At 42.7% G+C, this 12,328-nt stretch carries 15 protein-coding genes; 14 read left to right on the top strand and 1 reads right to left on the bottom strand.

Going from position 1 to position 12,328, the window contains the following annotated elements:
• The first annotated feature begins 11 nt into the window (after positions 1-11).
• The 11 genes from aroA (at position 12) to VKA52_RS19255 (ending at position 9,123) form a co-directional block, all read left to right on the top strand.
• Positions 12-1,301, top strand: a complete 1,290-nt coding sequence (gene aroA, locus VKA52_RS19205; protein WP_326316886.1) for a 3-phosphoshikimate 1-carboxyvinyltransferase — start codon at positions 12-14, stop codon at positions 1,299-1,301.
• Positions 1,302-1,366: 65 nt separating this feature from the next.
• Positions 1,367-2,239, top strand: coding sequence for a hypothetical protein (locus VKA52_RS19210; protein WP_326316887.1), 873 nt, complete (start codon positions 1,367-1,369; stop codon positions 2,237-2,239).
• A 17-nt stretch (positions 2,240-2,256) separates the two neighbouring features.
• Positions 2,257-3,510, top strand: coding sequence for a tetratricopeptide repeat protein (locus VKA52_RS19215; protein ID WP_160913552.1), 1,254 nt, complete (start codon positions 2,257-2,259; stop codon positions 3,508-3,510).
• A gap of 32 nt (positions 3,511-3,542) precedes the next feature.
• Entirely contained in the window at positions 3,543-4,103 is a 561-nt protein-coding gene (locus VKA52_RS19220) for a ReoY family proteolytic degradation factor (protein WP_326316888.1), read from the top strand.
• A 105-nt stretch (positions 4,104-4,208) separates the two neighbouring features.
• Entirely contained in the window at positions 4,209-4,664 is a 456-nt protein-coding gene (locus tag VKA52_RS19225; protein ID WP_160913548.1) for a YpiF family protein, read from the top strand.
• Positions 4,665-4,797: 133 nt separating this feature from the next.
• On the top strand, positions 4,798-5,307 hold the full coding sequence (locus VKA52_RS19230; RefSeq protein WP_160913546.1) for a QcrA and Rieske domain-containing protein: 510 nt from the start codon (positions 4,798-4,800) through the stop codon (positions 5,305-5,307).
• A gap of 3 nt (positions 5,308-5,310) precedes the next feature.
• Positions 5,311-5,985, top strand: coding sequence for a menaquinol-cytochrome c reductase cytochrome b subunit (gene qcrB / locus VKA52_RS19235; protein WP_160913544.1), 675 nt, complete (start codon positions 5,311-5,313; stop codon positions 5,983-5,985).
• A 28-nt stretch (positions 5,986-6,013) separates the two neighbouring features.
• Positions 6,014-6,973 (top strand): c-type cytochrome, encoded by a 960-nt coding sequence (locus tag VKA52_RS19240; protein ID WP_442788867.1) that lies wholly within the window; start codon positions 6,014-6,016, stop codon positions 6,971-6,973.
• 80 nt (positions 6,974-7,053) lie between these two features.
• Positions 7,054-7,629, top strand: a complete 576-nt coding sequence (locus tag VKA52_RS19245) for a DUF1405 domain-containing protein (RefSeq protein WP_442788870.1) — start codon at positions 7,054-7,056, stop codon at positions 7,627-7,629.
• A gap of 54 nt (positions 7,630-7,683) precedes the next feature.
• On the top strand, positions 7,684-8,385 hold the full coding sequence (locus VKA52_RS19250) for a hypothetical protein (RefSeq protein WP_326316890.1): 702 nt from the start codon (positions 7,684-7,686) through the stop codon (positions 8,383-8,385).
• 63 nt (positions 8,386-8,448) lie between these two features.
• On the top strand, positions 8,449-9,123 hold the full coding sequence (locus VKA52_RS19255) for a zinc metallopeptidase (RefSeq protein ID WP_160913537.1): 675 nt from the start codon (positions 8,449-8,451) through the stop codon (positions 9,121-9,123).
• Between the two features lie 48 nt (positions 9,124-9,171).
• Here VKA52_RS19255 and VKA52_RS19260 read toward each other — a convergent pair whose 3' ends face one another.
• A complete protein-coding gene (locus VKA52_RS19260) occupies positions 9,172-10,044 on the bottom strand; it encodes a YitT family protein (RefSeq protein WP_160913535.1) in 873 nt (290 codons plus the stop codon).
• A gap of 724 nt (positions 10,045-10,768) precedes the next feature.
• Between VKA52_RS19260 and VKA52_RS19265 the strand changes: the two genes are divergently transcribed.
• The 3 genes from VKA52_RS19265 to VKA52_RS19275 are packed head-to-tail and all read left to right on the top strand — an operon-like array spanning position 10,769 to position 12,323.
• Positions 10,769-11,110 carry a nucleotide pyrophosphohydrolase gene (locus tag VKA52_RS19265; protein ID WP_160913533.1) on the top strand — a complete coding sequence of 114 codons (342 nt, stop codon included), beginning with the start codon at positions 10,769-10,771 and terminating at the stop codon, positions 11,108-11,110.
• Complete coding sequence (dapB, locus tag VKA52_RS19270; protein ID WP_160913531.1) at positions 11,103-11,903, top strand: 4-hydroxy-tetrahydrodipicolinate reductase; 801 nt, start codon at positions 11,103-11,105, stop codon at positions 11,901-11,903. Before VKA52_RS19265 ends, dapB begins: the two co-directional genes overlap by 8 nt.
• A gap of 15 nt (positions 11,904-11,918) precedes the next feature.
• A complete protein-coding gene (locus tag VKA52_RS19275) occupies positions 11,919-12,323 on the top strand; it encodes a methylglyoxal synthase (protein ID WP_160913530.1) in 405 nt (134 codons plus the stop codon).
• Positions 12,324-12,328: the final 5 nt, after the last annotated feature.

The following is a 12,328-nucleotide window of genomic DNA, read 5'->3' on the forward strand; positions in this document are numbered from 1 at the left end:
GGAGGATTCTTATGTCTAGCATTGAGTTGAAACCTACAGATAGACGACTAAAAGGAGACTTATCTGTACCTGGAGATAAATCCATCTCCCACCGATCCGTTATCTTCTCGGCATTAGCGGAAGGAACTTCTGTTATTACGAATTTCCTTACCGGTGAAGATTGCTTGAGAACCGTCGAAGCCTTCCGACTCATGGGCGTGAATATTGAGCAAGAAGGTAATAAGATTACAGTTCATGGCAAAGGGATTTCTCACCTAAGCGAACCTTCCCAACCAATCAATTTTGGTAATTCAGGAACAACGGCCCGGTTAATGAGCGGAGTGCTTGCAGGGCTTCCATTATTCACAACAGCATATGGAGACGAGTCATTGTCCAAGCGTCCCATGGACCGTGTCATCCAACCGCTGAGAATGATGGGAGCGGAGATCCGGGGTCGAGAAGGTGACTCTTTGCTGCCACTTGCTTTCCGCGGAAAAAAACTGGCCGGGACGCGCCATGAATTGACAGTGAAAAGTGCTCAAGTGAAGTCAGCATTGCTTTTAGCAGGTTTGTTGGCAGAAGGTGAAACAGAAGTAATTGAGCTTGGGGAAACAAGAAATCATACGGAAATGCTTCTTCCTGAATTCGGTGTGGATCTACATGTTGAAGGGAGATCCATCAAAATTAGGGGTGGACAAAAGCCTTCTGCTTCAAATATCAAGGTCCCTGGGGATATTTCTTCGGCAGCCTTTTTCCTAGTCGCTGCATCCATTGTCCCTGGAAGTGAGTTGGTGATTCGGGATGTCGGACTTAATCCGACGCGTGACGGAATTGTAAAAGCACTAATAGATATGGGAGCCAATATAGAAGTCCAGGTACATACGCATATTGGAAGTGAACCCGTTGGTGACATCGTCGTTCGACATAGCCGACTAAATGGAATGACTTTAGAAGGGGAGCTTATCCCAAATGTGATTGATGAAATTCCGATCCTTGCTCTAGCAGCAACGCAAGCAGAAGGGGAAACAATCATAAAAGATGCAGAAGAACTGCGTTATAAGGAAACAGATCGAATTGAAGCTGTTGTTGAAACGCTCTCCAAATTAGGAGCAGATATCCAAGCACGGGAAGATGGGATGGTTATCCAGGGAGGCACACCGCTAAATGGTGGAACCATCGATTCATATGGCGATCACCGCATAGGTATGATGGGCGCGATTGCTTCCTTAATTTGTGACAAAGAAGTAATCGTCAAAAACAAAGAGTGTATTAACATCTCTTACCCATCATTTTTTGAAGATTTAAATCAAGTCTTGAACTAAATTAACTTCATAGTTTATGTAAAGCTCTCATACGATATAAAAAGCCTACTTGGAGGTTTCGTCGTATGGGAGCTTATTGGTTTCAAGGGTATGTTGAAAATGAGAAAGGTCCCTGTTTTAGTGAATGCACGGTAAAGGAAAAGAAGTTCGTCAGAGATCGTACCGGAAAAGAAGCTTTCACGTTAATGGTAGTGGATGGATTTCACGTCAGTCCAGGGCATGTGATGCTGGATCAAAAGGAGCCGCTTGCTTTATCACCCTCCGTAACAGACACAGGCAATCGCTACATAAAAAGAGGGTGTACCTTGTTACTCACACAACACCTAGTGACTAGTTTACGTCACTACCGAAATCAATATGACCACTTTTTAAATCGATGTCAATCTCTGCCGCTCGATTATATGGTCATACCTGTTGTGCCGGCAAAGATGCTGCGACCTGAAATGGTCCGTTTTTTTGCCAGAAAAGGAAGCCCCTTTTTATGTGTGGAAGTGCAGTCCGCAGGGGAACTGATTGATGTTTGTTGGGAATGGATAGCACAGGCGCAGGGTTACAAACGAATGCCGTTGACATTGTTCGTCAAAGATACAGAGAATACGTCGAACAACTATGCAGAATTGTGGTCTTCACTTTGCGAACAGTATGGTATCATAAAGCTAACAGATGTACAGGATGATGAAATGCTCTCTTTGAAAAACTTAAAAGACAGCGGAATCTATCCTCATAAAGGCGGAATCGTCCCTGGAGGGCATGCAGATTATAATCTCTATCGTTTTTCAGAAGACCGATCGTTTGAAGAGGCGGAGGATTTTAGATATCATAATTCTGTTCCGAATGTAACGGTTATGAATGGACAGGTGAAACAGGTGAACCAAAAGGTCATCGATGAAACACCTGGCTCCCACATAAAAGTGAAGATTCACAAGCATTTTGTATAAGCGGAAAGGATGTCATCATGGAGGAAATTCAAAAAGCCATTCGTCAAATGGAAGCTCATAAGACGGAAGATGCTATAAAAACTCTAACACAATATTTACCAGAAGCAGACGAGGAAGAGAAGTTTACAATTGCTGAACTATACATGCAATGGGGGATGCTTGAAGAAGCGAAAATGGTGTTGCACGAGCTGATTCAACGCTATCCTAAAGAGCAGGAACTGAAAGTCATGATGGCAGAGATTCACATTGATCTTGATGAAGATGACGAAGCGATTGAACTGCTGAACCAATTTGGTCCGGAAGATGAAGACTATTTGCAGGCACTCGTGCAGTTAGCGGATCTTTATCAGTCTCAGGGACTTTACGAAGTAGCTGAACAAAAATTACTCATGGCAAAAGAAGTCGAGCCGAATTCAGCGATTATCGATTTTGCATTAGGCGAGCTTGCATTCTCCAATGGAGAATATTCAAAGAGTATCCCTTATTATGAAAATGCTATGCATCATCAGCCGGTCATCGGAGATATTGAAGTCGCCACTAGACTAGCGGAAGCATATGCAGCCAATGGAGAATTTGAACAAGCACTAGAGTTCTTCCAAAAGGTAGAAGAAGATAATCCTGACGTAATGTTCCGCTATGGTTTTGTAGCTTATCAGGCAAACCGTAATGACATCGCCATCCATGTTTGGGAAGAGTTGATTGAAAAGGACCCTTATTTCCAGTCAGTCTATCCACACTTAGCTCAAGCTTATGATTCAGAAGGTATGCCCAATGAAGCATTGGAAATGGCTAAAAAAGGCCTTGCGAAAGATGAATTCAATAAAGAGCTCTATCATCTTGCCGGTACGTTATCTCATAGACAGGGGAATAAAGAAGAAGGGTACAAGTGGATGAGAGAAGCAGTTGCTCTGGATCCAGGATATAAAGAAGCGATCCTTTTCCTAATTGAAAATTATAAGTCGGACGATATGAATGAAAAGATCATCGATTTGATCAACGAGTTAATTTCCCTTGGTGAGGAAGATCCGAATTACTTGTGGGAACTTGCTCAAGCTTATGAAGAGGAAGAGAGATTCAAGGAAGCTTATGAACAATATCAACAAGCGTATCCTTCCTTGAAAGAAGATACAGATTTCTTGAAATCCTACGGTTACTTCCTTGTAGAAGAAGGAAGGATGTCAGAAGCACGGCAGATTTTTGAAGAATACCTGGCTATTGATCCTACAGATACAGAAATTGAGGACTTCGTCGAGCGGCTGAAAGAACAATGAGCTGATTAATAAAGCGCAGGAGGGGCGCCCATATGCAAACACCAATCTCTGTGGATGAGAAAAAAGACTTTGTCCGCTGGTTTTTGAATCACTTTCAGTTGAAAAAGCGAGAGAGTGTTTGGATTCTTAATTATTTAATGAACCATGAATCTCTTTTGTCAAGTGTCCATTTTGTCCAGGAAGTGAAGTTTTGTCCGCGTGGCATGGAAATTAGTGCCCAGGGTGTTTCTGACCCACCTTTCCGTTTTTATAAAGGCCAGGTTATGACGAATGATGCCGAGAAGTCGTTTCATGATTTAAGGATGAATCAAGGTGAAGCTGTCTATATCCAAATGAATTTCGAGAATGCCCAGCAATGCTCGAAGTATGCCCTAGTCCTTGAAGAGAATCCTTATCTTCCAAAAGACTATTACTTAAATGACAGAGATAAGAATGAAGCGGAACGCCTTTTGTCTGTCAGTCTTTTGCAGCATAGACAGAAAAGCCTGGAAGATCGAATTGATGAAGCTCTCATCAATGGAGCGCGTGATGAGTTCAAAACCTTATGTGGAAAACTTGAAAAAGTCAAACAGGATTTGAATACATTTTTATAAACTAGGAAAGCCGGTACCTTCAAAAGAAGAGTCCCGGCTTTCATTTTTGTTTAAATATAGTAAAATAAAGAGAAAATGATACATAGATAAAGGATGAAATGAATTATGAGATGGACAAAAGCAGATACTACGCAATATATACCGGAAAAACAGTATATTGATACCGTAATCATTCCCTTGATACCCTTTGATCCCGGGAACGATCAACAGATGGTAAAGCAGGCCTTCCAACGGGAGCTGAACCAGGTGTTTACGAACCTGATCGAAAAAGAATACAAGGGAAGGATATTCCTAGCGCCGGATTATCATTACCTTGAAGGATCACAAGCTGACGAAAAAGAGAGGATCAATCGTTGGATTCATAAGTTTAAAGAACAGCCTTTCCATCATATTTTCCTTTTCACTTTCGACAGTAAATGGAAAAAACACGAAGCAGATCTTGAGGGACACGTCCTATGGGTGCCCGGCATGGGTTCCGGCGACATCCAGTCTACAGAAACACAATCGTTCGTCCGCGAGCAGGCCCATCAGATCAGTGAATTGATCCAGGCCTATTGGTAACTGGATAAAAGTTCCGACAAGGTTTGATAATTTATTGACCGCGCCTTGAGATTGCGCTATCATGGTAATGTCCTAGTAAACTGTGTGTAATCAATCCATGTCGCATGGATTACAGCATAGAGGGGGGAAAAGAATGAGCGATAAAAAACGAGTATCCCGACGTCAGTTTCTGAACTATACACTCACTGGTGTAGGCGGTTTCATGGCAGCGGGCATGCTTGCACCGATGGTTCGTTTCGCAATCGATCCCGTATTGAAAACGAAAGAGGGTGGAGATTTCATCTCCGTAGCTTCCGTTGATGAAATTACGAATGAACCGCAGCGTTTTGAATGGACGATCGATCAAGTAGATGCTTGGTATGAATCAGAAGTTCAAAAAACAGCTTGGGTGTACAGAAACGACAATGATGAAATTGTAGCACTATCACCGATTTGTACTCACTTGGGATGTACGGTCGACTGGGCTTCCAATGAGGAGTACCCGAACCAATTCTTCTGTCCTTGTCACGCAGGCCGGTACACGAAAGACGGAACGAACGTGCCTGGAACTCCACCGACGGCGCCACTGCCTCGATTTGAGTTTAAGGTAGAAGAAGACATGCTTTACCTAGGTGAAACGAAAGATTCAGGAGGGGGGGCATAATACATGCTTCAGAAAATTTACGACTGGGTGGACGAGCGTGTAGATATTACCCCGCTGTGGCGTGATATCGCAGATCACGAAGTTCCTGAACACGTAAACCCAGCACACCATTTTTCAGCATTTGTGTATTGTTTTGGTGGATTGACTTTCTTTATCACGGTCATTCAAATCCTGTCTGGGATGTTCTTGACGATGTATTATGTTCCAGACATTGAAAACGCTTGGAAATCTGTGTATTACTTGCAGCGAGAGGTTGCTTATGGTCAAATCGTCCGTGGTATGCACCACTGGGGAGCGAGTCTCGTCATCGTCATGTTATTCTTACATACGCTACGGGTATTCTTCCAAGGAGCTTATAAAAAACCACGTGAGTTGAACTGGGTTATTGGTGTACTTTTGTTCTTCGTCATGCTTGGGTTAGGCTTCACAGGATACCTGTTACCTTGGGATAACAAAGCTTACTTCGCGACTCAGGTTGGTCTTGAAATAGCAGCAGCCACACCATTTATCGGGGATCAGATTCGGACATTACTAGCCGGAGACCCGTCGATTGTTGGTGCTCAAACGCTTACACGTTTCTTTGCTATTCACGTATTCTTCTTGCCGGCTGCACTGTTCGGGTTGATGGCGTTCCACTTCATTTTAATCCGTAAACAAGGAATTTCCGGACCACTATAAAATGTAACGTTAAAAAGGAGGGAAAGCTGTGCATAGGGGAAAAGGGATGAAGTTCGTCGGTGATTCACGAATCACGGCAGAACGAAAAGCCAACTTACCAAAAGATTATTCGGAATACCCAGGCCGTACAGAAGCCTTCTGGCCTAATTTCTTGTTGAAGGAATGGCTCGTAGGATCTGTCTTCTTAATCGGATTTCTTATATTGACTGCTGCTCACCCATCACCACTTGAGCAACAGGCGGATCCAAACAACGCCGGTTATATACCATTGCCGGACTGGTATTTCTTATTCTTGTATCAATTTCTAAAATATCAATTTGCAGGTGGAGATTACATCGTTCTTGGTGCCATCGTTATGCCAGGTCTAGCCTTCGGTGCTTTGCTGCTGGCGCCATTCCTGGATCGCGGTCCAGAACGTCGCCCTCATAAGCGTCCGATTGCTGTTGGATTGATGATTTTAGGCTTTATCGCAACCTTCTGGTTGACATATGAGTCTGTTTCTCATGCTGATTATGAAATGCGTGCAGAAAAATACGGAGTCAACGTGGAAGCGGTTGAATCAACGATCGATAAAGAGCATCCTGGTTATGCTGTTTATGAAGCAAACTGCTTGAGCTGTCATGGGGATGCCTTGCAAGGACAAGGGAACTACCCATCCTTAATCGATGCTGAATTGACTGTTGATCAAGTCAAAGATATTGCAGTTAATGGTGTCGGTGAAATGCCTGCTGGTATTTTTGGCGGTAGTGATGAAGAGCTTCAGCAACTTGCTGAATTCGTCGTCCAAGCTGGCGGTGGTGAAGCCGGTGGAGAAGGCGAAGGAGGATCTGAGGAAGGTTCTTCTGGTGAAGGATCTGAAAGTGAATCTGAAGAAGGTTCATCCGAAGAAGGGTCTGAAGGTGAATCTGAGGAGGGTTCCTCTGGTGAAGAGTCCGAAGGAGGATCCGAGGAAGGTTCATCTGAAGAAGGTTCCGGATCTGAAGAATAATTAGATACTTAATTCACTGTAGCCGCGCGTTTAAAAGCGCGGCTACATTTGTATTGGAGGTATGTGGCAACATGAAGCAAATGATCATCTATTTACTGACGAGCCGATCGTTTTTAATTATGCTTTTCTTCATAAATTTATTTGGAACTATTTACGGGTATATATGGTACGAACCTCAGCTTTCTGTGACTGAACCTGTCTTTCTGCTGTTTGTTCCTGACAGTCCGACAGCGAGTTTGTTCTTTACTATATTTCTGGGGTTCTATATTTTTGGAAAAAATATTCCTTACATAGAAGCACTGGCTATCATCACTCTTTTAAAATATGGAGTTTGGGCAGTCATAATGAATGGTTTGACTTTATTGGAATATGGGTCACTTCCATGGACTGGTTATATGTTGGTTATTTCACATGGAGCTATGGCTGTTCAAGGTCTTTTGTATGCTCCTTTTTATAAAATAGAAATGAGACATATTGTTGTTGCTGCCATATGGACGCTTCACAATGATGTCATTGATTATGTTTTCGGACAAATGCCGGTCTATCCTGCTATTATTGAGTATATGGATGAAATCGGGTATTTTACGTTTTGGCTGAGTATCGCATGTATCCTTTGTGCTTATACCTTAACTGTTCGCAGAAAATCCCCGGTCTAAATTTTATTTCCTTCTCATAAGATGAAATAATACTTGTGAGAGGGGAGAAGTGAAATGGGACGTGTTATGTTGTTGTTCATTTGTTCCCTTATTTTCACAATTGTACCATCCGGCCTTGCACATTCATGGTCGGAGGGATCTCCTGATTGGGAAGCTTTTGCGTCACAATATCGTCGGTTGGCTGCGGATGAAAAGTTTGACCTTGCTGAGCGGCTTTGGAATAGTAAATATGCAGAAATGGAACAATATGTCCAAACCCTTCCGGATCAACATAAGGAAGCATGGACCCGCCTGGATATGTACGGTTCAACAAATAATCTTGAAGAAACCAGGTGGGAAGAGGGTCTCCTTACTTTCCTGGAAGTTACATCCTCTGATAACCCTTATCCTGTAATAACAGAAAAGCTTGAGCATTTTTCAGACCGTTCTTTATCTTCTGTTCCTCTTGATGACATTGAGAAGGAATGGAATATGATACGTCCAGTTGTTATGAATTTTGTTGATAAGGCAAAAGTCCAAGAAGCCGATCAAGCCCTGCAAGAATTATCAATTGTGGATTCGGTGACCGGTCGGGAACATTTCAGCGGAAAAATCATAGAGCTCGTTCAAGTAAAGTCACAGGGTGACTGGAATGCTTTTCTATTGACCGTCCTTTTCATAGGTGGCGCGATTTTAGTGACTTTGTTGTATGTAGGAGCGATTAATTATAGAGAAAGTTCGAAAAATAGACACACAATGAAGAGTAGTCATAGTTGATTTTTCATGCGTTTTTGACTAAAATTGACCTATATACTCACATCCAAGATGGAGGAATGAAAGATGAGTTTTATCATTTACTTTGCGCTGATATTGATTATTCCACTCTGGGCGCAATCAAAGGTGAAAAGCACCTACAAGAAGTATTCAAAAGTTACGACATCCTCAGCCATGTCAGGAGCCGAGGTAGCTAGAAAAATACTTGATGACAATGGTTTATACAATGTTGCTGTAGAAGAAGTCCGCGGCCATTTAACCGATCACTATGACCCTCGTTCGAAAGTGATTCGTCTTTCAACAGATATTTACCATGGCCGTTCAACAGCCGGAGCTGCTGTAGCTGCACACGAAGTTGGTCACGCCATTCAGGATGCACAGGATTATGCATTTTTACGCTTCAGAAGTGCTCTTGTTCCCGTGGCAAGTTTTGGTTCTAACATTTCCATCTTCCTTATTATCGGTGGATTTCTCCTTGGAATGTCCGGACTTGCATTGGCAGGAATTGTTTTCTTCGCGGCTGCTGTGTTGTTCCAATTGATCACATTGCCTGTTGAATTCGATGCCTCAAACCGTGCGATGAGTCAATTGGTATCAACTGGAGTCATCCGTAATGATGAAGAGCGTAAAACGAAGAAAGTGTTGAATGCTGCAGCGATGACATATGTCGCGGGTGCTCTGGTTGCACTTGCTGAACTGCTGCGCTTTGTGTTTATGTTCGTAGGTATGAATGAAGAATAATTTTAAAACCGATCCTTATAAAAAGGATCGGTTTTTTTGTGTAAAAAATCAATCTATTGGATTTTTGTTCTCATCAAGAGTAAAGCCTTCGCCCATTACATCATGTACATGACTGACAGCTACAAAGGCATGAGGATCAATATGGTCAATAATGGACTTGAGTCTAACAATTTCATTTTTACCGATGACACAATAAAGCACATCCCTCTTGGAACCGGAAAAGGACCCTCTTCCTTCGAGTACGGTTACTCCTCTATCCATTTCTTGCATTACGCGCCTTGATATCTCTTCACTTTTTTCAGAAATAATGGTTGTGCCTCTCGCAGCGTATGCCCCTTCTTGTATAAAGTCTATAACTCGTGCTCCGACAAAAACAGCTACCAGTGTGTACATCCCTCTTGTGTACTCGAGGTATGTGATAATGGAAACAAAAATAACGAGCGCATCAAAGAGAAACATGGCTCTTCCCATACTCCATCCGAGATATTTATTTACAAGTCGTGCGATAATATCGACTCCGCCTGTTGTCCCTCCGTACCGGAAAATTATGCCCAGTCCTACTCCTATGAAAACACCTGCGAACAAAGCAGCCAATGTAAGATCATCGGACAAGTTGAATTCAATCATATAGGTTTGAGAAACCGAAATGAAAACAGAAACAGCAAGGATGCCGATTAGAGAATAAAAGAATGTAGTACGACCAAGAATTTTCCATCCGATGATGAGGACTGGAATATTGAGCACAATATTCATAATGGCAGGGTCCCATTCGAACAAGTATAAAAGTAATAAAGTAATTCCCGTAAACCCGCCTTCTCCTAATTCATTTTGAATGTTGAAATGAACGAGTCCGAAAGAGAAGATGGCGGATCCGATTAAAATCCATATGATATTTTTTACGCGCAATCCGAAGATTTTCATATGTACACCTCCAATAGTTGTCACACGACTTCAATTATAGATAATTCATGTGAATGCGGCAATAACATCTTTTATATATTGGCTTTTATTACCCCAGTTATTAATGATTGAAAAAGAAATTATTGAAGTTTATACCAATCGTGTCCACCAGGGCGATTCCGCATTTGAACACTTTCCTGTGGGGGAGTGGCAAGCTTTCTCGGGCTATGGCCTGGGGGATCTTGCAGGTCTCCTTTCTCCCAAGGGAGTCTCGCTGCTTCCCAACCACCCCATACAATTATGGTGAGAAACGAACATCTGTACCAAGTTGTACGGTCTTCCTCTATCCGAATGTTCGATGTATAAAGACCTTTGGATCAAACTTTTAAGTGCTATGAAGGCGTTCTATAATACACTTTCCATAATCATACGAACCGACCTTATAGTAGTGGTATCGAGTACCTTGCGTGGAAAAGGGGCGGAGGGGAATGGGGAGACTCCTGCGGGGAAAAAGTGCATGGTGAGACCCCGCAGGACGCAGTCGGAGGTGGCTCACCGCACCCCCGCGGAAAGCGAGCTATTCCCTGCAGCCCCCATCCACCCAACAAAAGTCTCGACACTGCCATCAAACGGGAGCTTATATAAAATAAAGAATTATTTTTATTTGCTCAAACTAAAAAATTTGTCAAATGGCGGGCTTTTGGCTACCATTTAGGGAGAGTCTTTAAAGAAGCGAGGGTTTTTAATGAACTATACGACAAAAGATATCCAAAAAAGAGTGGATGATTACATATCGCAATTTAAAGAAGGTTATTTTTCTCCTCTCAGTCTTCAGGCACGCTTGACAGAAGAAGTGGGAGAGATGGCAAGAGAAATCAACCATAGATACGGAGAGAAACCAAAAAAGAGTACAGAAGAAGATAAAGCTCTTGAAGAGGAACTGGGCGATGTTATTTTCGTCCTTACATGTTTCGCAAATTCACTGGACATTGACCTCTCTGACGCTTTTGAACAATCCATGAGTAAAATTGAGACGAGAGATAAAGACCGTTGGACACGTAAAGAAGGAGGAACAAAAGGTGAATAATATTAAAGTGATTGTTGCAGGACCTCGTGGTAAAATGGGCAAAGAAGCATTAAAAATGATTCACAATCAACCCACTCTTACTCTTGTGGCTTGTATTGATCGAAAACACGATGGAATGAGTGTAAAAGAGCTGGACGGCCTTCCTGATATGGATGCGATTATTTATACGGATGCGGCCACCTGTCTCAGTGAAGTGGAAGCTGACGTCCTGATCGATCTGACTACTCCTGAGAATGGGTACAAACATACAAAGCTTGCTATTGAAAACGGGGTCAGACCTGTCGTCGGTACAACAGGGTTTTCAGAAGATGAGCTGGCTGAATTGACGACACTCGCCTCGGAAAGAGGTATTGGGACCATTATTGCTCCTAACTTCGCTATTGGTGCTGTACTCATGATGCAATTTTCAAAGTGGGCAGCCAAGCATTTTCCGGATGTTGAAATCATCGAGAAGCATCATGACCAAAAGCTTGATGCACCTTCAGGGACCGCTCTTAAAACTGCTGAATTAATTAAAGAAGTGCGTGATCCGCATAAGCAGGGACATGAATCAGAGGCAGAGACACTTCGAGGAGCACGTGGGGCGGATGTTGATGGAATGAAAATTCACAGCATGAGGCTTCCGGGGCTTGTCGCTCACCAGGAAGTGATTTTTGGTGGACAAGGAGAAACCCTTACTGTAAAACATGACTCCATTCATCGTGAATCATTCATGAGTGGGGTGAAGCTTGCTGCCGAGCGTGTGATGGAACTTGATGTCCTCGTCTATGGTCTTGAACACATACTTGACTAACAGGGAGAGGTTATAATGAATATTGCATTAATTGCCCACGATAAAAAAAAGGAAGATATTATCCGTTTTGCGAAAAAGTACCATTCTATTCTATCCAAGCATCAACTATATGCTACAGGTACGACAGGTATGAGGATTGCAGATGAAGCAGATTTGAAAGTGACAAGATTTCAATCGGGGCCACTCGGAGGAGATCAACAAATTGGTGCTAAAATTGCCAGTGAGGAAATGCATATGGTTGTCTTTTTCCGCGATCCACTTACAGCACAGCCCCATGAACCCGATATTAGTGCATTGCTGAGGTTATGTGATGTTCACCAAATCCCGGTAGCTACTAACCAGGCTATGGCCGATATTATGATTCATGCTCTGGATCATGAAGATTTTGATTGGAAAGGCATCATTGAAATGAACAGATAACAGGA

The sequence above is a fragment of the Halobacillus sp. HZG1 genome, from assembly GCF_035818575.1.
Lineage (GTDB): Bacteria > Bacillota > Bacilli > Bacillales > Halobacillaceae > Halobacillus > Halobacillus litoralis.